We start from the raw sequence: 23279 nt of genomic DNA on the forward strand, positions 1-23279 counted from the left end.
CCACACTCTTTCCCTTTTTCTTGATAACCTAGCACAGGCTGGTCATTGAATAGTACATCATTCATTTTCGCACGTCAATGCTTTTATCCAATAATCCCTATCCAAAAGGTAAGTTATATTTTTTTATCATCTAATGCTATTCTAGGTTGACTCCATCATAGGCTGGCTATTCATCTTCACTCCCCTCGCAGCAACTTTTTGTGTACCATTACATAAGAGATTTCGTATAATAGGTTTTAATATACAGATTAGAAATATTTACCGGAGTGTGATCATGGATACCCAAAATACAACTTTATCCCCTGAAGGAAGGCACTCGGCCTGGGCTACCTTTACTTCACCTTTAAAACAATCCAAAGCGTTCACCCTCTTATGGCTTGGACATTGGATCGCGATGTTAGGAAGCTCCGTCACGACAGTCATTTTGCCACTGGTTATCTATTCTCTGACAGGCTCCACCACCATCATGGGATTTGCGATGACGGTTTATATGCTGCCAAATGTACTTATTCTTCCTTTCGCAGGAATGATCGTGGACAGAATTGACCGAATTCGCCTCCTTCTGTTCACGAATGTCGCCCGCTTTGGTCTGATGCTCGTTGCTTCAGTGCTGATGTTTACGGACGGGATGAAGTTGCCGTTCCTATTCGTTGGGCTTGCGTTGTACGGATTGATGGATGGTATCTTTAATCCGGCTTATTCAGCCTTACGTGCACAAGTGTTTACACCGGACATCCGCAATGCTGCCAATGCGCTAAGTCAAATCAGCATACAAGCTGTTCGTCTACTCGGTCCTCCGCTAGGAGGCTTTATTGTATCCTTTTCCTCTCCCGGTGTCGGCTTTGGACTGGATTCTATCGCTTACCTGGTATCATTTGCCTGTTTTTGGATGCTAAGTGCTCATTTGGCCTCCATCATCGGCAAACGTCAGACCGGTTCAGCACAGGAAGATCAGGGTGGACAACATTTTCTCAAGGATTTTATAGCAGGTTTTGCTATTCTTAAAAGCCATCCTTGGCTATGGATTACGATACTCGCCTTTTCTTTCATTAATATCTGTTATTCAGGTATTATCGCTGTGCTCATCCCATGGCTGTTCAAGGTGCATCATGGCTATAATCCAGTCGTATACGGCGTCGCAATGGCAAGTAGTGGCATTGGTGCCATGTTGGGAGCCTTTGTGTATGGATCGCGCAAGCATTGGAAACACCGCGGTCTGCTCGCTTACTTAGGAGCTTTTGTCAGCGGTCTTGCCTTACTGCTGTTGTCCATAGTCACCTGGATGCCAGGATTGATTATGAGCATGATGCTCGAAGGATTTGGTATTATGATTTTTGCGATCATCTGGGAGACAAGCCTGCAGGAATTAGTTCCCGCTGAATCCTTTGGACGTGTAGCCAGTCTGGATTTGATGTTTTCCTTCGCACTGCTTCCTGTCGGCTATCTGGCCGTAGGTGCCGTGGCGGACAAGCTTGGCGGTATCCTCACCATTGGTATGTTTGCAACCATCGGCATGTGTATCGTGCTGGGCGTGCTAATTGTTCCTCATATCAGACGATTTCAATAGAAACTATGTAACTTTATCTCAAAAAAAAGCTGCTCCCACAGGTTCATTTGTGAACCTTGCGGAAGCAGCTTTTTTCCATTTTTAACTCGCGCCCCATCGGGACGGGTCTATTCAATAATTCGTAAAGTTAGCCTCTGCTCCGTCCAACGGAACGGAAGATCAAGCTCACAATCACGACTAGCACAATCGCACCAATTAATGCAGGAACGATGTAGAACGATCCGATTTCAGGACCCCAGTCTCCCAGAATCAAGCTACCCAACCATCCACCGATAAAACCAGCGATGATGTTACCAATCACACCACCCGGAACATCACGACCTGCGATAATTCCTGCCAACCAACCAATAATACCACCAACAATCAATGCCCATAACCAACTCATTTTGCGTCACCTCGTTTTAGTTTTTATCGTTGTGTTCTATTATTAACCACTCGAACTCCTTTTGAACACACAGAGACCAAATGGTTAATATTACCACTCAATGGTACGCTGATTTGGGGGCTTGATACCATCCTACGTGCCTCCCAGATTATTTATGCTCTTTGTGTGAAAAGTGTGTCTCCTATCCGTTTATCCTTGTATTCCTGCTTTTTTTGTGCCATCCTCACATTATGGCTTCACTGAAGTCACTTCATGCATAGGTTACAAAAATAACAGATTATTAAGGAGTGACCCCCTCTGGAGTGTCGAGTAGGATGTGCTGCATGTTGCATTGCCATTACGATTTCTTCCCCTATTCCCGGCATGCCAGACGGAAAACCCGCTGGTGTTCCTTGCCCTCAACTCACGCCTGATTACCGCTGCCAATTATTTGGAAAACCTGAGCGTCCTGCTGTATGCAGTGGCTTTCATGCGGATAAGGATACATGCGGAGACACTAATGAAAGAGCATTTGAACTGCTGAGCGAGCTGGAGAAATCCACTTTACCGAGTAATGCCTAAGAGAACTCATTCTATATGAAGGAGAATTTTTGATTATGAATGTTATTGAAAAAAGAATTGCCGAATTGAAGCAGTACGTTCCCGATCTTACCACCCCTAAAGATATGAATTTATTTTGGGACAAAACACTGAAAGAAGTTCACGCCAAACCTGTACGTGCATTCAAAACGCCCGTAGAAACACCGTATCCTCATATGATGGCCTATCGGGTCACTTTTGAGGGGATCGATGATACGCCTCTGCATGCCTGGTATGTACGTCCCCGATTTGCAGGAGATCAGAAGCTGCCATGCATCGTTCTGTTTCATGGCTACACAGGCGGAAAGGGCTATCCTGAAGATTATTCATCTTGGCTAATGCTTGGTTTTGCTGTATTGGCGGTAGATGTTCGTGGTCAGGGAGGAGAAACGGGGGACCGTCGGAATGACCCTCACGGAACCGTTAAAGGCTGGGTCACGAAAGGAATATTGGACAAGGATACCTGCTACTACAAAACGATTACAACCGATGCCCTTAGAGCCGTAGACTGGGCGGCGGAGCAAGCCGACGTCGATTCGGCTAAAATCGCAATCAGTGGCGCCAGCCAGGGCGGTGGACTTGCATTAATGGTGGCTGCGCTCAGCGATAAAGTTGCTACGACGGTAGCGGATATTCCTAATATGTGTCATATGGATTTTGGCATGATGAATTCTACCAGTTCACTGACAGAAGCTGCCGAATTCGCAAACCGCTTCCCCGAGCATTTGGAGCAGGTACTACATACATTGAGTTATTTTGACGTGATGAATCTAGCTCATCGCATTCGTATCCCTGTCATGGTATCTGTAGGGTTGAAGGATACAGTGTGTATGCCAGAGACGATTTTCGCTGCTTACAACCGCATTGAATCACCAAAGACGATTGAAATTTATCCGTTCACGGGACATTGGGTTGAAGGTTTCCACAGACGCAAGACGGCTGAATTTTTAGTTCAAACCTTAGCATTACATTGAGTTAACGGTTTCCTCCGGTGCATAAAAAAAGAACACCACGCATCCATCTGCGTAATGTTCTTTCTACTGCATCGGAGCCAATCTCGCTTCCATAGACAAGCTCCTCGACAGTTCACAGCGAAGCACCTCTCCTGAAAAGTTTACGATGCAGTTCTCTGTTCTGCTGTCGAATCCCCTGTCCATTTTCGCACCCAAACAAAATCCATAATCATTAGACCAAACGGAATGAAGGATGCAAACATAATGAAAAGAGGCCGCCGTAAAGGCCAATGCAGTGCGGTTTTTCCATAGATTAAAGCGACGAGGAGCAACAGAAAGCTCACCCGGTATATGTTACCAATCACCATAACCGCCTGGGTCATGCCCGCAGCTTGCAGCGGCTGGTGGGTGAATAGTATCGCCAAATACGCTATAGCTTGAATCCAGAGCATGAGCCGGACACGCCCTAAAGGTGTTCTTAACACAAATGTAATCCCCTCTCCATGAGCAGAGATGTTCTCTCATCCCTTATGCATCCTTTATTATAACGAAAAGATGCCCAAACTCCAACCTATCGAGTTTTGAATTTTGACCAAATGGGTTGTGTTTGATACAGTTGTGTAAGAGGTGATTGTAAAATGCTTAAACTGGGTATACTGGACCAGTCTCATATTCCTGAAGGCGGTTCTGCTCAAGATGCATTGTCTAATACAACAGATTTAGCGCGTGAAGCTGATCAACTGGGGTACAGTCGCTATTGGGTATCCGAGCATCATGCGTCCAAAACACTAGCACACTCCAGTCCCGAGGTATTGATTGCCCATTTGGCTGCTCACACATCGCGGATTCGTGTGGGTTCAGGCGGCATTATGCTGCCACACTATAGCGCCTATAAAGTAGCTGAAAACTTCCGGTTACTGGAGGCGCTCCACCCTGGACGCATTGACTTGGGAATAGGACGTGCTCCAGGCGGCTTGCCGCTGGCTACTCGCGCATTGCAGGAAGGGAAATACCAAGCTGTCGAACAATATCCACAGCAGATTCTAGATTTAATCGACTATTTCCATGATTCGGTGCCTGACAATCATCGGTTTGCTGGCCTTCATGCCTCCCCGATGATATCAACCGTTCCTGAATTATGGTTGCTTGGCTCCAGCGGGGAGAGCGCCAGATTGGCCGCGATGATGGGTGCCTCCTACGCCTTTGCCCAATTTTTCGGTACTCCGGGCGGCGTAGAAGCTACCGCGCGTTACCACGAGCAATTCATGCCTTCGATTTTAGGAGATAAGCCTCACTCCATGGCGGCAGTTACGGTAGCCTGCGCTGAAACTGAAGAGGAAGCTGAGCAGCTGGCATCCAGTGCTAGTTTGTATTTCCTTTTACTCATGCAGGGTAAAGAAATGAATTCTCTTCCATCGGTGAAAACAGCCATGTCCTATCCCTATACAGAATTTGATCGTGAACGGCTGCGCCAGTCTGCAGCAGGGCGTGTTGTTGGTACTCCTGAGCAGTGCAAGGAACAGCTGCTAAGACTGGCTGAGCAGTATCGTACCGATGAATTACTGGTCGTTTCTTCCATTCATGACTTCAATAAACGTGTTCAGTCCTACCGTCTGCTGGCCAAAGCTTTTAATTTGGTATAAACACAGATGAACAGAGGCTCATTTTCATTAACATTAAACCCCCCGCCTGCCTATAAAGGCAACAGCGGGGGTTTGTTGTAATATAGATACCACAAAAGTCGAATGTCATATGGTACTTTAGTAGTATATCCATCGGAACTGAAGTATAAGTTGTTTACTTCTAAAGTTCCATCATCCATATACCAAAGGCGCATAAGCTATACTTCATTTCTTCAAAAGAGTGCAACCAAAAGTCCCATCTCTTTACTCACTCCAGCCAAGTTTGTCATGGCTGAATTTCTAGGGTTCTATACCCCATACCAGCTTACCTTGCTGATATACGGTGCCATGGTCCCAGTCTGCGAATGCTGTTTGGGTAGCACCATAGGAGTAATCGTTGGTCTCATCAAAGTTGCTCCAATTTGCAGCATGAATACGGGATTGAATTTCCCCAGTTTCGCCGCCGGGCTGAATCGTTCCTGCTCCATCTGTGAAAGAAATTTCTACATATTTATCTGCCTTGACCTTCGGATTTGGCAATGTTACAAAAGTCGCTTTTACCTTTTCGTTGCCAATCTTGGCCCAGTCTACAAAAAACTGCTGAGCTTGTTTGCTCTCATCTGTATAATAGTAGCGAATTTTCAGATCACTCAGCTTCACAGCTGTTTTACCCGTATTTTTGATATTAAATTGAGGTCGGATCGCATTATCCTTGGCATTCGTATCATCGGTGCGATATTGAAGCACGATCCCTTCATTATTACCGCCTGGTGTACTTCCACTGTGATCGTTACCATTGTTTCCACCGCTATTTCCACCATCGTTACTACCACCATTGTTGCCGTCTCCGCCGTTATTCCCGCCGTTGCTTCCTCCACCATGACTGCTGGAGCCTTCCAGAATTGCCTGTTTTACGAATTTGCCGGAAGCTGTTAATTGTGAATCAGGCCATCCGCCCTTGCGATCGGCACCAGGCAACAGCGCAGCCGAGGTCTCATTTTTGTCAGCAAGCGACCAATTGGCCCAACTGATTTTACGGCTAGCCAGAAAGTCAGTCCATACTTTGGATTCATTCAGGAACGGGCCACCGTTACCCGAAGCGTCGCTTGTCCCCCACTCGGTAGCAAAAATACCTACTCCCTTGTTCAGTGCATAATCAACCCGATCGCGCAAATATTGTCCATGTGTTCCCGCATAGAAATGCACGGTATACATTGTATTTTTGTCTGGAAGTGGATGGTCTGCTGCATCATGTACATCCTGACTCCAGGTACCTGTTCCTACAATAATAATATTATCCGGGTCCTTAGCTCGAATAACCTGAGATACCTCGGATGCATAAGGTCGAATTTGATTGTTCCAGTTCACATTCCCATTCGGCTCATTAGCAAGTTCATAGATTACGTTAGGCAAATGACCATACTTAGTGGAAAATTCATTAAAGAAAGCTTTGGCTTCATTTTTATGAATGTTCGGATCGCCATCTGAGAGAATGTGCCAGTCAATAATGACGTACAGACCCAATTTTTGTGCTGCCTCAATGGCTTCCTTCACTTTATTTTTCAATGAAGGATTGGCAATATAACCGTTTTCTTCAGTGTACAACGCAACTCGAAACACGGAAATGCCCCAATCGTCCCGCAACCATTTCATAGTGTCCTGATTCACCAGATCTCCAAACCATTGCACGCCATGAGAACTAATGCCCTTGAGCTGTACAGGCTGTCCATTTTTATCCACCAGTTTACCGCTCTTTACTGAAAGTTGTCCGTAACGTTCCACAGGGGTCGTCCCGGCCGCCTCTGCTGTTGACGCATTCCAGTTAAACCCATTCGTTAACGTTAATAGCAACACTGCTGTTAGCAGTACTGCTACTCTTTTTGCGATCCTTGGCAGGATCCATTGCCTGTTCATCATTTACACATTCCTTCCTTTTAATAAAATAGATGAGACTTATCAGTACGTTGTTCTCCGCTTTTTCGCCCCTTCCTTCATACAATAAAAGGATCAGGTCCAACATTCGATGTCACTTACCTGTATATGGATGTTACTACTATTATAGTTAGTTACATGTTACATTTCGACTTTATGCTAGAAAATGAATAAGAAGTCACGGTTTTGGGATATGTACCCCTTAGTTGGCTACTGTAGAGTACTGAAAGGACAAAAGTCTCATTTAGCTATTGAAAAATTTGGCCAATTTGGGCTGGTTAACAGGTTAAAAAGAGTCTTAATTGCAACTCTTTAACTTAAAAAAAGACTGCTTCCCGATGCCTAGGCTCGGTACAGCAGTCTTATCATGATCTTGTATATGATCGGATAATGTTAACAATATCGTCTTAACGTATGATGTCCTTATTACCCCTTAGCGGCAGCTTGAGGTTCTTGGGTCGCCTGATCTTCGTTCATATCGCCGCCATCCGTCGCTTGATCTGTCAGTACAGTCTCAGATGAGTTACCCATTACCTTGTCTATAAGTTGTAGCCAAGGTTCTTCACTGCCTCCACAACTCTCAATATCACCGAGCAGGGACTCTAGCGTGGTTCCTTCTTCTGGCAAATCAATAACTAAACTGTCTTCGTCAACTTGGATGGTGCAGCAGGTTTTCATTGTAAATCCCTCGCTTAATTCTTATTTGAGCATGCAAGTATGCTTGCTCAGATGGGATGAACTCCCACGGATCCAGGGATAAGCCTTTTGAATCCGTCTGAAATTATAAACCTAATACATCCCAATTGCAATGAACAAACCTTGAATTTTTAAGAATTAGCGAATTAGTTCAAACATTCAGCAAGCTCCGTAAAAATCACTCCAAGCGCATAAGCCCCCGCGTCTGGATAACCAAGGCTTCTCTCTCCGACCGCTCCAGCACGTCCCATACGCGCCACGATGTTTTCTGTCTTTTTGGCCCCTAGGACAGCGGCTTGAGCACCTCGCACAAAGGCTTCCTTCACGTCAACATTTGATTTCGCGCTCTCTACCCAGCTATCCGCACATGGCACTAATGCATCAATAAGCGTTTTATCACCCACGACGGCTCCTCTACCGAAAGAACGTTCACCTGTCGATTGTATGCCTTGCACCGCAGCCTGCATCATATCTGCGAATTCGGCAATGGTCAGTTCGCTTCGTTCACCCGCAGATCGTGCTGCCGCGCGAAATGCTGAGCCCCAGATCGGACCCGAAGCCCCACCGCAGTATTCCATGATGACGAGCGAGCATGAATGGAGAAAGCTTCCCATCGTCAAGGAATCTTGGTGTAGGATGTCGCTCCATTCCCGTTTCAGCTGACGGAACCCCTTGGCAACACTCATGCCAAAGTCGCCATCGCCTGCATGAGAATCAAGATCGCAGAAAGGCACCTCATTCTTAATGATAACCTCACTCATTTTGTCAACCAGGTATATCAGATTGTTCAACGTAATCTTGTTATCCTCAATAACTGCAAAAGCAGGGGCAGTTTCCACCTCGAAAGATACTTGCCGATTTTCGTCTGCTACAGTTGATAGATCTGTGAACACGACTTGATCAGCAGGTCCAGACACCTTGAACGCAGGCGTGTTGCTTTCATGGGAAAGTAAGGTTTGCAGTTCGTCGTCCAGCTTCATGATTGAAACTGAGATGCCCGCCATATCGATACTTGTCATATAATTGTTGACAAAAGCTCGATTGATCTTGATTCCCTTCGCTGCTAGTTCGCGAGTGACCGCATAATTGAAAAGATACAGTTCTTGCAGAGGCGTACCGCCAAAACCATTGATCAGCAGTGCAATTTCTCCGCTGAATCCATTTTCGATCTGCATATCTCGAAGGAGGTCGGTTACCATTCTGCGTGCCAGCGTATCCGCATCTGTCAGCTTCTCGCGTCTGATTCCAGGCTCGCCGTGAATGCCCACGCCGTATTCGATTTCATCAGGCCCGAGCTCAAACGTTGGCGAGCCCTTCGCCGGCACGGTGCACGACGTCAATGCAAATCCGATACTGCGTACATTCGCAGCGGCTTTCTCCGCCACTGCTTTGACTTCTGCCAAACTACGCCCCTCTTCTGCCGCTGCACCCGCGATCTTATGCACAAGTACCGTGCCCGCTACACCGCGCCGTCCGACCGTATATAGACTGTCTTCTACAGCGATGTCGTCTTCAACCTTTACATAGTCCACTTCCAGACCATCTTCAGCAGCCAGATGAGCGCCGTTTCTAAAGTTCATGATATCGCCGCTGTAGTTTTTGATAATCAGCAGTGTGCCTTTTTTCCCAGCTGTTGCTCGGATGGCCTGATACACTTGAATTTGCGAAGGAGAGGCAAAGACATCACCGCAGACCGCCGCATCGAGCATCCCCTTGCCGACAAAGCCGGCGTGAGCGGGCTCGTGTCCGCTGCCACCACCGCTGATGAGCGTTACTTTCTCCGTGTTCAGTTCCTTTTTCTTGAGCACTTTATATTTTGGTAGAAATTCCAACTCGGGATGCGCGAGCGCGATACCACTGCACATCTCAAGAACCAAATTTTCCGTACGGTTGATGACCTTTTTCATGCTATTTTACCTCCGCTTTGTACTGGCTGCCGATCCGGTCGGCCGCAGCAATTGCCGCTGCAACCTGCTCTACCGTGATCGGAAACGGCATGGCATGAATCGATTCCTCCTCAATGCAGGCTTTAGCAGCTACTTCCATGAGTTCTTCCTGGCTGATATGATCGACACCGATATCGGCCAAGCAGACCGGCAAACCGATGGTTAAACAGAAATCCAGTACCTGATGTAATTCTTCCGTCGGTGCGTTTTCGAGCACCAGCTGTGCGATCGTACCGAACGCGACTTTTTCTCCATGGTAATAGTGATGCGTGCCTTCCAGAATGGTAAGTCCATCATGAATCGCATGGGCCGCAGCAAGTCCGCCGCTTTCGAAGCCAAGACCTGAGAGTAAAATATTAGTTTCAATGATATTTTCGAGTGCTTGTGTAACATGATTTTCATCGCATGCCGCTTTTGCTTTGGCACCGTCTTTTAAGAGCATTTCATAGCATAACGTTGCAAGTGCCAACGCCGCATTCGTACCTACGGCTGGCGCACACTGTCCCTCGCGTACTCCATTAGGCAGTCCAGCGTTGACCCTGGAGTAAGAGCGAGAGGTCGCACGGGCTTCAAAGTATGTCGATAGTGCATCACCCATACCTGATACGAGGAATCGGGTTGGTGCATTGGCAATTACAGTGGTGTCAACTAATACGACACTCGGGCTTTGTTTAAAATAGGCGTAATCGTCGAATGCGCCTTCTGGAGTATAAAGAACGGCCGAGTGACTTGTCGGCGCATCCGTCGCAGCAATCGTCGGACAGATGATAAGCGCTTCCCCTTGTGCCACACATTTCGCCGCGTCAATCGCTTTGCCGCCGCCGAGACCAACGATGCAATCACATCCATTCGCAGTGGCGATTTCTTGGAGTCTAGACACTTCTTGTCTGGAGCACTCACCCATAAAACCGCTTTCAATAAAGGTTACGTTATACTTTTCCGTAGTGGAATCAAGCTTATCTTTCACCCGCTCCACATCGGCTGGATGCGCGATCAGTAAAGCAGATTTGCCAAAGGTACTCACATAGTAACCCAAATTCAACAATTCGTTTTCACCTTGTACATATTTGCTTGGGCTGATAAAAGCTTTTCTCATCTATAATTCCTCCCTTTAATGGTGTTGGTTTCGTTCTGATTAAAACTATAAACGAACCATGTGAACTTTACATTGGAGGAATCAAGGAATATATTATAATTTGCAATCGTATTTTTTTGCACTGAAGCATGTAAATTGTACTTTTTTGTTGTTGCTTACAGGATAATTTACCATTAAGGGATGAGAATCTTGATACGTGAACATTTGAGCATCCAGAAAATCTTTGATTTGAAAAAGTGGGAGCAGTTGCAGGATTCATTAGCATCCGTTACCAAATTAGCCATTCTCACCGTCGATTATAGAGGGAATCCCGTAACTAGTCACAGCCAATGTCAATCGTTCTGCAAGAAGGTTCGCCAAGATGAGAATCTCCTTCCCTACTGCCAGAAATGTGACTCTCGTGGTGGACTTGAAGCGGTGCGTTCCAACAAACCTTATATTTATCTCTGTCATTATGACATCGTTGACATCGCGGTACCAATCATTATCGACGATAAGTACATTGGCGCCGTCATGGCAGGTCAGGTTCGCCTAGCCGATCCTTCGAACGCTTTACAGCTGGAACAAATCCTCACATCAAAAAATGAAAAACTGTACAGCTCCAAATGGGAGGAACTTAAGGACTACTATGCCGATCTGCCGACGATGACCTATCAGGAAATTCAGATGATCTCCAACATGTTATCCTTATTGTGTAATTATATTGTTGAAGAAGCAATGAACAAAAATCTTCTCGCGGAAATGTTCGAAAAGGCTTCGGCCATACAGTCCAGTCCGCAATTGTCTGATATCCTTCCTGGCTACTCGCTGAAGCATATCGAAAGCCTTAAGAAAGAAATGAATAATTTCTTAGCAGATGCCTATCTGAACTCCTCAGGGGATGAGGATATTCCGTGCGGAAATCCTGTACTCAAACCCGCCTTTGAATATATTTATGAGCACAAAGGTGAAACTTTCTCTCTAAAAGCCATGGCTGACTTGTGTCACATTAGTCCGAGTTATTTTAGTCGGCTGTTTGCGAAGGAAACGGGTGAGAACTTTTCCAGCTATCTTGCCCGCTTAAAGATGAAATGGGCGAAGCAGCTGCTCGAAGCTACAGATATCCCTGTATCCCAGATCAGTAGTGAGCTCGGCTTTAATGAGCCAGGGTATTTTATTAAAATATTCAAAAAATATGAAGGCACAACACCCGCGGTATACCGAAAGTATTACAAGGGATAAATATAAAAAACAGATGATTCATAGGTCTATCATTACCATGATCATCTGTTCATAATGTTCTTGCCCATGCTACCTCTTCAGTGTGTACTGATCAGGCTGCCTGACCTTTTTGTTAGTAATTATATTATGGTGTGTTTCTTTAGAGCTACTGTAATGTTTCTGACTGATCCTGAGCATTCGTTTCATTGTGCATAGATTCTGACTTTTTCTTGCGAAATAATTTGGCAAAAAACTTGCCTATCACACCAAACACACCTACACAAGCAGCACCAATGAGGACAAGCACCTTAACTCCCGCGCCCTTAATAAAAGCAAGGATTAATGCCAACAAGCCTACCTTTTTAGCTACTGCCAAGCCGGCCCCTCCCAAAATCAGTCCGGTCAGGCCATATTCAGAAATTTTGTCCGTTGAAGCATTAAAATCTTCGTATCGCTCACCTGATTTGACTGTCAGCTTGGGTAATATTTTCTCATTCAAGAACTTCTTATCCGCGTCCAAATGTGCAGGATCGGACACTAATATGGCAGAGATATAACCCTGACGAGTGAGCACACGAACATTATAATTAATCAGCTTCTCCTTGTTCCCATCCTCCGCCAGCATAGACCAGGTTAAATTATGGGTAGTTTCATTATAAAAAGGCTCCACATCCCAGCCTGTAACATACAGACGATCACTTTCCACTTTTTCCTTGTTACTCTCTTCCGTACCCTCTTTATAACTATCTAGAATGGCATCTGCATCGATGTCTTCTTTTTCATCATCCTTGATATGTCCAAGTTCATAGTATTCAAAAACAACTTCCCAATTTTGATTTTCATCCTTCGGAAATATACTCCCAATTTCCTTGCCAGATGGCTTTTCGTGATTCATCTCGCTTACCTTCGCAGTGTTAGCCGCATCCAAAAAAAGAAGAGATGAGTCTAAATCAACCGCAGCTACATTTCCCAGGTCTACCTTTCGGCCACCCTCAATCCATTTTAATTGTTCACTAGATGAAGCCCACGCATTTCCTCCACTGAGTAACACCAGACTAAGCGCCAACAGCGCTCCCAAAATCGTTTGGCCCCATCTCATTTTGTAGTTACATCTGTTATCTAGTCTCTTATTCAAAACTCATTACCCCTTTATAAATTCCAATATCTCCCGTGTCCTCAACCATATTAGCCACTGCTTCATATTTTGTCAATTCACCGTAGCAAAGGGCGCTTCCACGACTTTATACTCATTTTTATACATATGTATGCAAATTTTCTACTCTAATCGGACTGGTTTGACAAGGTATGGATGAGCGATATAAAAAGACTCATCATGGACAAGCACAATTGCGCAATCGCTGCAACTTATCCGTTCAAGTCTCTCTCACTTATAATTTCTTAAAAGACGTATTCCTTGATATGACAATCTTGTTGATCTCAAGCCTAGTCTCAAGCACATCCATCTAGCCTATAAAATGTCGAATTTCAGCAGGTTAAGGAATGCATACTTCACCAAACAAGCGACTATAGTCTTAGTGACTTTATTCCTGTTTTTATACATATGTCGTCTTTTTTATTTAAAAAAATGTATAGGCTTACACCGGATTGATTTAACAAATACTGGGGCATAGAAGTAAAGATAGAGGGGATGCATACTCCACTCCTCTATCTGATGTTCTAATCCACAATCATCCGTCCAGCTCCACCGCCCTGCCAGCGGCCTGTTGTGCGCTTCCCCCGTCCGGCTCCTTCCAAAATCAGCACTAGTTGCCTATGGAGCTGAGCATGTGAATATTCCTTATATTCCGCACCACTTCGGTTTGCAATATAATGCTGGATAGATTCTCTGTCCACAGCCTCCAGGTTCAGGCACATCATAGCAAACATACAATCCATCGGATCGGTTGTACCGCTTTTGAGCAGCTCGGATGCAAAATAGCGCAGCGTTTCTGGGCGCAACGTACTTTGATACAACCCCGCAAAGGGGGCATGGATATCACTCCATGTATTGAATTCAGTAGCCATATCAGCAAAATCCTGATAATTGGAGCGAAGCACAGCTCCATCTTTGAGTTTGAATCGACCCAACTCCAGCTCATCCAATCCGATCTCAGCCTCGGCCTCTAGCACAATATCTGCATGATGCACGGTGAAATCCGGGCGATCGGTTTGTTCCAAAAAGAGCAGCTTCAACACCGATAGCCGCCCCGTAGCCACATATGAAACTTCCTGCTCTTGCTCCAGCAGGTATAATCTATTTTTATGCTTTACAATGCCTCTGCCTACGGTCAGCGCATGTTCCCCGACGGTCACATTCATTCCGGTAATAATACCATCCGAATAATCCTGATACCGGATATCCAGAAAGCTACGGGGGTAATCCCGCAGATTTTCCAGCATCTCGGTTTTGAGAATGCGACCTTTTTCAAACTTTGGAACGATATGCGTTAACATGGGATTTCCTCCTTTCTCTATTCTTCTTTATTTAAGGGAACAGATAGCCGATTCACACCAGGCGCAGGAGGCGGAACAATAACTCCATCATCGGTGGTGGGTGGAGCTTTACTTACTCCAAGTAATCCAATAAATAGGCGAAAATTCTTTTCTATACATCTGCGTATATCCATCGTGCTCCCCCCGATTGAAGACTGAGGTTTAATCTCAGAGTTTATTGATCTACCTTTACATCCCGGCTCCGCGCCCAGCCTGCTCGCGCAGTATATAATTCAGCTCGCGCTTGTCCACAACATAGGTACGTGCAATCAGATCGTGAAGAGCCTGTTTTCTAGCTGTAAAGCCTGCCATGATAAAACCGATCCACAAAATGATACTCGATACAATTTTACTCCAGTAGCGGGCACTCGCACGTCCAAAGCGCAGCTTTTGGTTAAATTCATCTACTACAACGATACCAAGAGCCAGCTTGCCCACCGTAGCTCTGCATTTGGACGATTCCATGATCGCAAAATACAACCATGAAGCCCCCAAATTCATCAAAGTTTGTCCTAATAATTGCATAGTAAAAATAGCAGTCGGCCCGTCTGTCAGCATAGAGGTTTCTGCCGGAGATGGCACCCAATCTCCAATGGCCTGAATGATGATCCAGACCAGTCCGATAATCATAAATACAAATCCTAAAATAAGGCTGTCAATAATATAGGCCAAAGTTCGTTTCCAAAAACCTGCATACAGCATGTTATTCCCTCCATGTGTTGTGTGCTTTTCTGATTTCTGCATTTTGCAAAATCCTTAATTTATTATTTCGTGCCGTCAAAGAAATCCAGCTCGGAGAGATCATTTTCGAAGGCAAAAAAGCGCTTCGGACCCAGATACAGCAATTCATCATGGCGAGTAATCGGCACGACGTAAAAGCCCCAACGACTATCCCCGACAAAAACAAAATACTTCGTTTCCTCATTGCGAATGGAGTCCGTATCATCCTGCGGGATATCCCGACCGTACAGCTCTGCGATTTCCTCATACGGCATGGGTTCAAAGGCATCTGGCCGACTGCGGTACACATGACGCTGACGCAGCTTGCCACCGTTGGCCGTCAGGAAGAATTCCACTTCAACCGCTTGAGACGGCCGGGAAATAGAACCGCGTACCCGATTGCTTTCCAAGCTCGCAATCAGTTCCTTCTCACGCCCCGTATGCGTCCATGCGCTGACCGTATACGGAATCGCTGGAATATGATTGGTAATGACAGGCTCAATGGTTCCCATTTTTTTAGCGTTCAGGTAACGGATAGCCCCGCGCAGACAGGCCATTTTCAACTCAGGTACTCGGCTCAGGTCTTCTGCCTTTTGTCGAAACTCAATACTGCGCCCCGGTACAAATTCCTTGAGTGCTTCGCGGAACACGTCAATCCGGCAGGACTGCCCGGTTAGCTTGATAATCGAATAATCCTGCAAGCGTCCCTCCAAATAAAAATCATCCAGAAACTTGCGCACAATATTGTAGATATCTGCCTTAAGTAGCTGCTGTACTTCACGAATATTAAACACTACATCAGGTAGACCATATTCATCACGGAACCGTCCATTCTCAATGACCGAAACCAGCCAACGATCCATTACGGCAATGTTCAGGTCGCTTTCAGCAGATAATACCTGCTCGGATTCAAAGCGGCTGCGCAATATCCCCGTACGTAGAAAAAATTCCTTTTTCATATTTTCTGCCGCACTCCACAGCAGATGAAAATTACTCAGTACCCGTTGATATTCATCCCGTGTAGCATGCTCATACCGTTTGAACGCGGTAGGCAAGATCGCCTCTGCCTCACGATACCGTTCCTCCAGCCCTGCATATACAGCATCTACACCAAACTCATCCACATGACGGTACAAATCTCCCGAAGGAATGCCGATCAGAGCATCAATATCAGTGTCAGGCAAACGCGTCTCCGCAGCGTAATAACCTGCAAATACAATTTTCATAAACTGCATAATCCGATACGTCAGATTATTTCCGCCAAAATTGGTATCCCCATTTTCATACGTTGTGTGAATATCCAGCTTGTAGGCAATACGCCCATCTTCAATCCGGAAGCGGCAGGAAGACAAATCTGTCGTGCCCCCACCACAATCAATGACAAGTGCCTGATACTCCTCACCGTCCGCAAAAGTTCCTCGTTCCATCTGGTCTGCCAACGTGTTGTACAGCACTGCCAGCCCTTCGTCCAGCGCATCCTCCGCTTCAATCCGGTAATCAGGCAAAATATCGCTAAACATCTCAATAAACTGGGGCTGCAGCTTGACAGGAGCAGAAAAGTGTAAATTGCGAAACCGACACTTAAATTGCTGCTCGGCTGTAGCAATCACATAACGGATAAACGCCGCTAAAATATCGCTGCGGGAAGCGGTTGCTGTATTCCCCTCAGAATCCATTAATTCTTCGATTCGCTTATAGTCATTGACCCAACGTTTAATTCCCCGCAATACCGTGGCACGGCTGCCTGCCACATCACTTCCACGTAGTGCCTCCTCCCCAAATGCATAAACGATATGCTCGGGATTGGAGCAGTCCGCGACGCGAATGGCAGTCGGCAGCACTTCGATCCAGTCGCCTTCCGTACCTTCTGGACCAGGGAATGACACATAATTGATAGCGTCCAGCCTTACTGTGCTGCTCATCCCTGTATCAGGGGCCGTAACGTAGGAACTATCCAAATAAGCACCTGCCGTGGTGTTCGAGGTGCCAAAATCAATCGCCAGTACCGCATCGGTTGTTTCCGTGCCCCGAATGATCAGCTCTGCCACCGGGATTCGGTGACCCTGAAGTTTCAGCGGTAGCATTGGCTTATCTCCATAGTAGAGGTTATAAAAATATTCTGATTCCTGTCTTCGCAGAAACAGCAAGCTATAGCTATGATTGGACGTCTCTCGCAGTTCAGCATCGCGGTGACGAGAAAGATAATATACGCCTGTTCGTCCCTCATCCTTCACCAAATTTAAAACACCACATAATTCCCCTGTCGCATTCACCAGCAGCACATTAGATGAGCTCAGCCAAGGCAAATCGGATTCGATCCGATAGTTGTCCATGCGACCTGTGCGCACCCCCTGATACAGCGTGATTTTGGCGGGAACCCGGATACCGCCGTTCTCCTGCGGGCGGTCATTCCAGTTGCGCTGTAGTGCCGATTGCATACGTTCAAAACCGTCAGGATTGGGTCTGGTAATGAGTAGATGCTCCTCCGCGCTTCGAAATCGCAAGATTACGCGAATCAATTCTTCACGTGCCAGACGATTCGCAAAGCCCTCGACCAGTCGCTCTTTATCACATATCCCGCGCAACTGAAAGGTCGTCATTTGCTCCAATTCCGCCCGCGTGTATTTGGTCGTGAAGCGAGCGCTTTTTCGATCAGTGAGCGGGTCTAGCAACCTGTATGTATAGGGTCCGTTCATCGTTCACATGTCCTTTCTTAGCCATTTAGCCTTAATAGAGGGCGATAGCATCTATTTTCATCGTAGGGTCTTCCTCCAAAATGCCGAAATGACTGGTCCAATACAATTCCGTCGTAAACCGTGCTGGAAGAAACAAATCGAGAATCAAATCCACTTTGATTCGTGACAGCATCGTCTCCTCCTGGCCAATATATATGAGTAGTTCGTCTTTTTCCTCACAGTTGGTGTAAATGATCGAGCGATGGAAGACGCGACGCATCGTTTGTTTTAGCAGATGTACGGCTTCCCCCGTCTCATACAGGCGCAGCAGACCTTCAGCAATCGCGTCCTGTTCCTCACGGTTTAATTGTCCAAAGGCTTCCTTTACCTTCGGGCCAAAGATGCCATCCGCAATATCACGCTGAACAAACCGGATATGGTACTCTCGCCGATTCATCCCTTGATACAAATCGATCTCCGCCAGAAAATGCATCATAATATCAAATAGCGATTCTCTCAGCTCCAGATCCTCTGCTGCATCCGGTGGAAACAGATCCCGAAAAATAGAATAAAAGCGGTAGTACGGATTAATCTCCACTACCTGCTCCAAATGGGACGTATTCAGCTCAGCCAAGCTAAGCTCCATATACGGAGAATAGCTGACAGCGGGTACGAAGCGGAATTTATCTACATCCAGCCCCTGTTTCCTTGCGCGCATGAGCAAATCCCAAACGTAATTCACACCCATTCTCCTTCACACTTGTACTCTGGAAAATACATCTGCACTTCCGACACCAGAAAGCTCATTAAATCGGATAAAATGTAAGCAGGTGTGGTTGGCAACACATCCTCAGAACCACGTCTGAACCCCAATCGCATGATCTGCTTGCCATCCTCTGTCCGTACATTATCGCTGACAAACGGATTTAACGGATACGTCTGAGTTTTGGTTACAAGGTTGCTTATATCATTTCGCCCTGCACCTCCCCAGATGTCCACACGCTCTAGCTCTAGCCCCTGTGCCGCTTCAAACGAATTGACGATGCGCGTGATCTCTGCTTTAGCCCGGACAATCACGGCCTGTTTTCCTGCATAGCGACCCAAAAAGCTGTCCTGCCGCCGATTAGACAATACCGGAAAAGTCTGACGACTAAGCTTGGTTGTAACTGGTTTCGTAACCTTCATCACATTCCATTCGCCAGATTTATCACGTGGTGTGACAATCGTCAGTTCCTCTTCTGTCCGCTTGATATAGCGGATATCACTTTCAGTCCCGTCAATCAGGTAACCATGCTCTGATCCTGTTTTACGCAAAGGCAGCACATGCTCATAGTTCACACGATCTATAGCTGGTATAGGAAAACCGCTGTTCTTTAGAGCCAGTCTTTCAATGTTCCACAGCGGAAAAACATCGGCTTTCTTATAAACGTCGAATTCCTCCAACGAAATCGAGATTTCATGGATTTCTTCATGAGCGGCCGGCTCGCCGTCCCCACCAATCAATACACAGTCCACAAATTTATAAGCGTATGGATGATTAATCGTTTTCCACGGCATACCATTTTGCATAAATGTATGATACAACTGCTCAATCTCCAACATATAAGATCGGTTATGCTCCAGACGAAAACGAATCGGGTAATTTGCAGTTTCCGTGACCAGCATTCCTAAGAAAATTCGTTTGCTGCGTACCAGTGCCGAGATTTGTTCGGTCTCCATTTCGAGAAAAAGCGTAAATAGCGGCATCTCCCCGCCTTCGCGTACCACCTCTGCCACACGACTGATGTCTACCTGTTTTTCTACTGCATCGGAGGGCAACACAGGATATAAAAATTCATGAATCGGGTCATAGTCCTCACGCGATGTCAATGACACATACACATCAAACTTTTCTTCTGTATTCTCAATTTCCTCAAATACCCGCCGTTCTAGCTGGCGGGTCATTTCTTCCTGATATTCGACGAGGTTCATAAATACCCCCGCCATCATATTTTTCAGTAAACGTCTCTGCTCTAAATCGTCCATCTTGCTCAAACGATCTTGTACCAGCTCTTTCACGACGTCTCACTCCTTTCCGGCTCCAGCATTCAATGAACATAAAAACTTATTTCCCGTTCGCAGCAGCCTGATCTTGACTCTCTGAATTCGACGCCCCGGCTGCTTTAGAAACAGAATCAGCAGTTCCTTGCTCTTTGCTGGTGTCCGCCTTGGTCGAAGCGGCATTGCCATCCCCCGTACCACCACTTTTTGCAGTCGGAGAGGCTTCCCTCTTCGCGGGCGTAGGACCCGCTGAAGCCGTCGGCACAGCCTTCGCTTGCGATGCTGTGGCAGAGGTTGCCGCAGCGGAAGATGAAGCTTCACTCGCTGCGTCTCCAGCATCTGTGTCGTTCAACACTCCGTCAGACAATCCCAATCCAGCAGGAAGCTGTCCATTTTTCTGCTGCTCCGCGCTCTGCTTTTCCTCCGCCTTGGCTATGCTCCGCTCCAGCGCCAGAACACTTTCGAGCTTATCAATCTCCTGATAAATCTCCTGTGCCCCGCTATAAGCATCAATGGCCCCTTCATAATCGAGATCTTTCATCAGCCGATCCCCTTTGGCCTGAAGCTTGCCAGCTTGAATCTCCTTGAGCTGCTGCTGAATAGCTGTCAATTTATCATTGGTCTCTGTAATCTTCTTCTCCAGCTCTTTTTGCGCGGACGTATAGCCGGATTCCATCGCAGCCTTATTTGCTTTTTTGTACAGCTTGAGTGCATTTGTGTAATCGCCACCCTGGAATTTTAAATCTCCGTCCTTCATCCAGCTCGCCGTCTCGGCATAGCTGTCCAGTTGGTCGATTTTATGCTCAATGTCCTTCACATTAAATGGTGGATATAGCCCGGCGCTTTTCCGTGCTTTATCGTAGCTGGCTTCAGCTTTGGTAAAATCGGCCTTTTCCACATAGCCGTCTCCGTCGACCATCAATTGAGATACTTTCTGCTCTGCCGTGTACAACCGCTTGTGAATTTTATCATTAATCTTAACTGCCGCGTTTTTCGCTTCACTGTAGGATTTGAGCGCTTTTGCATAATCGCCAGCTCTTGCATAATCATCCGCAGCCTGAGCCGATTCGATCATCGTTTCCAGCGCAGCCGCTTTGTTCGCAGCCATACGCGCCAGTGTAATCCATGCTCCTCCGCCCACGATTACAAAGGCGAGCAACGCAATCAAAATCCGTTTGATCAGCTTACGACGGTTTTTAGGCTTTTCCTGGAAAACTTTGTTTACATAAATGGCGGCAGCCGTGTAATTATTCACCGTCCGGCGCTGTTTGCTCAGCAGGACCTCTTCCAACGTATCCGTCAGCATACCCGGGTCCTTCGCTTCCTCCAGCGCACCCAGCATTTCTGCCAGTTCAACGTCCTCCCACATCCCAGATGTAGCGAGCAGCATGACATCTCCATCTGCAAGCTGTGTCTTTTTGGCGTAATGGGCATGAACCCCATTCGGATTCCCCAAGTATTCCAGCAGATTCCCCCGTTCCTCGTGTGTACTGGTCGCTTCGTCTGGAATACGACCATCATCTGCCAGTGACTGAGCCAGGCTATGATCCTTACTGCGAAAATTAAGCCTTCCATTGCGAAAATGATATAGCCGCACATTACCGCACGAAACGTACACCATTTTGTTGTAGTTGGTCACTACCATCAGTAGACTGGCCTTAAGCCGGACACGACGGCTTTCAAATTGCAGCCATTCCTGCGCTTCACGCAGATCTCTCATCAAACGCCGCTTGGACATGGAAGGCTTCTCCATAAAGTTTTCCAGCACCGTTTTGACTACCATTTCTGCGCTGCGCAGCTCCTGATCCGAATCCAGACCGTCTGCGAGGACATAACAGGCCATGTCGTCCGTCTCCATGAATGCAAAATAGTCCCGGTTATCTATATAAGAGCCCGCTTCCGACACAAAGGCGGTACTAAAATCGCTGTTGTCCTTGCGCATCGCTACCCCCGTCTTTCTTGTTTCATCCTATCGCCAAAATAAGCACTGTCGCATTATCCTGACTTTTAAACCCTTTATCGTTAATGGTGTCGATCATGGCATCCGCCATTTCCTGCGGTGTTCCGCCCTTGCGCATGATCTCTTCCTGCTCAATCTCCGTCAGCGCCTCCTGAATGCCATCACTGCACAGCAGCACATAATCACCCGAATACAGGCGAATCGGTGCATTCCCCAGTTCCATGCTCTCAAAGCCTTCATAACCCAAGTAGTTGACCAGTTGATTGCGTACAGGACTCGTTTTAGCTTCCTCTGAGGTCATTTGTCCAGCAAGCACTCGTTCTTCCAGCAGTGTTTCCGCTGTATGCTTGGAATTGACTGTCTGAAAGTGACCATTGCGGTAAATTGTAATCAAGCTGTCGCCCACCGCTCCGTAATACAGCTGATAGCCGCACACAATGACCGCCGCGAGCGTCGTTCCCCCGCCCTGCCCATTCAAATTTTGCAAAATACCGCGATTGCTTTGGGTTGCAGCCTCTGCAAAATATCCGTTCAAATTCGTTGCATCTTCTAACTTGGCAAATGCCTTCGTAAAAGTCGTCACAGCCAAGGTACTGGACATACGTCCATTAGCCAGCCCACTGATCCCGTCTGCAACAACAGCCAGCGTACCCACAGGGGTGGTCATACTGGAGAAATAATCATCCTGCTCGCTCCGGCTCCCGATCGTTTGACCATTTCCAATCTCAATTCCACTCACGGTACGGCTGCCGGAACTTCGCGTCAGTCGTATACGGATGATGAGAAGAACAGCGAACAGCACCGCAGCTCCACATACAACAAAATAAGGCTGCATCTCGTTACCTCCCTGCACCATTGCCCACTTCCGTTCTAATTTTCGTTATCCCACTCGAAATGAGCGCCGCACAGCGGAATAAAGATAAATTTGCTGCGTCCGAGCTGAATCACGTCATAAGCAGCCAGCTCCACTGGTGAATATACCGCCTCGTTATTGTGATACGCCAAGCCTGACGAATCGCCTGGCAGCAAGTAAAAGTTGCGTTTCTTCGGATCATACACAATGACCGCATGATTTCTGCGGGAAATCGTGTTGTCTCCGATAATACGGACATGCATTTCCTCTGCGCGCCCGATAAAGTTTTTTTCTGCCATAATGCGATAGTCCTGACCCACCTGTGCTCCTTCGATACATACCAGCCATCCGGTTACCGGGTGAATCCCTACCGTCTCGCCTAAATACGGCATGGTTTTGTCATCGTCTCCCGCAACGTTTGTTTTCGCTGCTGGTTCCGCGCTCTTGGGTGCGGCTATATTTACTACCGAATTACAATAAGGACACGTATTTCCGTGCTTTCGTGTACTGAACATGTGTCCGTTCGGGCATCTTGTCAAACTCATAGTCGGTTCCTTCCCCC

Annotated in this window: 21 protein-coding genes; 5 read left to right on the top strand and 16 right to left on the bottom strand. The window is 46.7% G+C overall.

Going from position 1 to position 23279, the window contains the following annotated elements; genetic code table 11:
- The first annotated feature begins 274 nt into the window (after positions 1–274).
- A complete protein-coding gene (locus tag ACH59B_RS18330) occupies positions 275–1567 on the top strand; it encodes an MFS transporter (RefSeq protein ID WP_404302322.1) in 1293 nt (430 codons plus the stop codon).
- 127 nt (positions 1568–1694) lie between these two features.
- On the opposite strand, the gene ACH59B_RS18335 is transcribed toward ACH59B_RS18330, so the two are convergent.
- A complete protein-coding gene (locus ACH59B_RS18335) occupies positions 1695–1952 on the bottom strand; it encodes a GlsB/YeaQ/YmgE family stress response membrane protein (RefSeq protein ID WP_013372531.1) in 258 nt (85 codons plus the stop codon).
- 297 nt (positions 1953–2249) lie between these two features.
- Here ACH59B_RS18335 and ACH59B_RS18340 point away from each other — a divergent pair, with 297 nt between their 5' ends.
- Both ACH59B_RS18340 and ACH59B_RS18345 read left to right on the top strand, forming a co-directional pair.
- Positions 2250–2513 carry a YkgJ family cysteine cluster protein gene (locus ACH59B_RS18340; RefSeq protein ID WP_174822001.1) on the top strand — a complete coding sequence of 88 codons (264 nt, stop codon included), beginning with the start codon at positions 2250–2252 and terminating at the stop codon, positions 2511–2513.
- 35 nt (positions 2514–2548) lie between these two features.
- Entirely contained in the window at positions 2549–3505 is a 957-nt protein-coding gene (locus tag ACH59B_RS18345) for an alpha/beta fold hydrolase (RefSeq protein ID WP_044787615.1), read from the top strand.
- A 140-nt stretch (positions 3506–3645) separates the two neighbouring features.
- On the opposite strand, the gene ACH59B_RS18350 is transcribed toward ACH59B_RS18345, so the two are convergent.
- Complete coding sequence (locus ACH59B_RS18350; protein WP_016818685.1) at positions 3646–3969, bottom strand: DUF3817 domain-containing protein; 324 nt, start codon at positions 3967–3969, stop codon at positions 3646–3648.
- Between the two features lie 153 nt (positions 3970–4122).
- Here ACH59B_RS18350 and ACH59B_RS18355 point away from each other — a divergent pair, with 153 nt between their 5' ends.
- Positions 4123–5127, top strand: coding sequence for an LLM class flavin-dependent oxidoreductase (locus tag ACH59B_RS18355; protein ID WP_404302325.1), 1005 nt, complete (start codon positions 4123–4125; stop codon positions 5125–5127).
- A 279-nt stretch (positions 5128–5406) separates the two neighbouring features.
- Here ACH59B_RS18355 and ACH59B_RS18360 read toward each other — a convergent pair whose 3' ends face one another.
- The 4 genes from ACH59B_RS18360 to ACH59B_RS18375 form a co-directional block, all read right to left on the bottom strand.
- Positions 5407–7023: a cellulase family glycosylhydrolase gene (locus tag ACH59B_RS18360; RefSeq protein ID WP_240753109.1), complete on the bottom strand. Its 1617-nt coding sequence runs from the start codon at positions 7021–7023 to the stop codon at positions 5407–5409.
- Between the two features lie 441 nt (positions 7024–7464).
- Positions 7465–7716: a hypothetical protein gene (locus ACH59B_RS18365; RefSeq protein ID WP_013372537.1), complete on the bottom strand. Its 252-nt coding sequence runs from the start codon at positions 7714–7716 to the stop codon at positions 7465–7467.
- Between the two features lie 164 nt (positions 7717–7880).
- Positions 7881–9641: a dihydroxyacetone kinase subunit DhaK gene (gene dhaK, locus ACH59B_RS18370; protein WP_016818682.1), complete on the bottom strand. Its 1761-nt coding sequence runs from the start codon at positions 9639–9641 to the stop codon at positions 7881–7883.
- 1 nt (position 9642) lies between these two features.
- Positions 9643–10776 carry a glycerol dehydrogenase gene (locus ACH59B_RS18375; RefSeq protein ID WP_016818681.1) on the bottom strand — a complete coding sequence of 378 codons (1134 nt, stop codon included), beginning with the start codon at positions 10774–10776 and terminating at the stop codon, positions 9643–9645.
- Between the two features lie 189 nt (positions 10777–10965).
- Here ACH59B_RS18375 and ACH59B_RS18380 point away from each other — a divergent pair, with 189 nt between their 5' ends.
- Positions 10966–11997 (top strand): PocR ligand-binding domain-containing protein, encoded by a 1032-nt coding sequence (locus ACH59B_RS18380; RefSeq protein ID WP_029514300.1) that lies wholly within the window; start codon positions 10966–10968, stop codon positions 11995–11997.
- Positions 11998–12142: 145 nt separating this feature from the next.
- Here ACH59B_RS18380 and ACH59B_RS18385 read toward each other — a convergent pair whose 3' ends face one another.
- From ACH59B_RS18385 to ACH59B_RS18430, 10 genes are all read right to left on the bottom strand, one after another.
- Positions 12143–13075 carry a DUF2167 domain-containing protein gene (locus tag ACH59B_RS18385; RefSeq protein ID WP_016818679.1) on the bottom strand — a complete coding sequence of 311 codons (933 nt, stop codon included), beginning with the start codon at positions 13073–13075 and terminating at the stop codon, positions 12143–12145.
- A 578-nt stretch (positions 13076–13653) separates the two neighbouring features.
- Positions 13654–14430, bottom strand: coding sequence for a DNA and RNA helicase (locus tag ACH59B_RS18390; protein ID WP_153794490.1), 777 nt, complete (start codon positions 14428–14430; stop codon positions 13654–13656).
- A 17-nt stretch (positions 14431–14447) separates the two neighbouring features.
- Positions 14448–14603 (bottom strand): hypothetical protein, encoded by a 156-nt coding sequence (locus ACH59B_RS18395; RefSeq protein ID WP_162835280.1) that lies wholly within the window; start codon positions 14601–14603, stop codon positions 14448–14450.
- A 55-nt stretch (positions 14604–14658) separates the two neighbouring features.
- Positions 14659–15171 (bottom strand): RDD family protein, encoded by a 513-nt coding sequence (locus tag ACH59B_RS18400; protein ID WP_153794491.1) that lies wholly within the window; start codon positions 15169–15171, stop codon positions 14659–14661.
- 62 nt (positions 15172–15233) lie between these two features.
- Positions 15234–17885: a molecular chaperone gene (locus tag ACH59B_RS18405; RefSeq protein WP_404302329.1), complete on the bottom strand. Its 2652-nt coding sequence runs from the start codon at positions 17883–17885 to the stop codon at positions 15234–15236.
- 31 nt (positions 17886–17916) lie between these two features.
- The gene (locus ACH59B_RS18410; RefSeq protein WP_016818675.1) at positions 17917–18606 is read right to left on the bottom strand and encodes a hypothetical protein; all 690 of its coding nucleotides are present in this window, start codon (positions 18604–18606) and stop codon (positions 17917–17919) included.
- Positions 18603–19922 (bottom strand): hypothetical protein, encoded by a 1320-nt coding sequence (locus ACH59B_RS18415; RefSeq protein WP_019688279.1) that lies wholly within the window; start codon positions 19920–19922, stop codon positions 18603–18605. The genes ACH59B_RS18410 and ACH59B_RS18415 overlap by 4 nt, the downstream gene beginning before the upstream one ends.
- 46 nt (positions 19923–19968) lie before the next feature.
- The gene (locus tag ACH59B_RS18420; RefSeq protein ID WP_404302331.1) at positions 19969–21846 is read right to left on the bottom strand and encodes a serine/threonine protein phosphatase; all 1878 of its coding nucleotides are present in this window, start codon (positions 21844–21846) and stop codon (positions 19969–19971) included.
- A 22-nt stretch (positions 21847–21868) separates the two neighbouring features.
- The gene (locus tag ACH59B_RS18425; protein WP_025676108.1) at positions 21869–22699 is read right to left on the bottom strand and encodes a PP2C family serine/threonine-protein phosphatase; all 831 of its coding nucleotides are present in this window, start codon (positions 22697–22699) and stop codon (positions 21869–21871) included.
- A gap of 35 nt (positions 22700–22734) precedes the next feature.
- Entirely contained in the window at positions 22735–23262 is a 528-nt protein-coding gene (locus ACH59B_RS18430) for an FHA domain-containing protein (RefSeq protein WP_025365579.1), read from the bottom strand.
- Positions 23263–23279 lie beyond the last annotated feature (17 nt).

Source organism: Paenibacillus sp. DP01 (assembly GCF_044784315.1).
Lineage (GTDB): Bacteria > Bacillota > Bacilli > Paenibacillales > Paenibacillaceae > Paenibacillus > Paenibacillus polymyxa.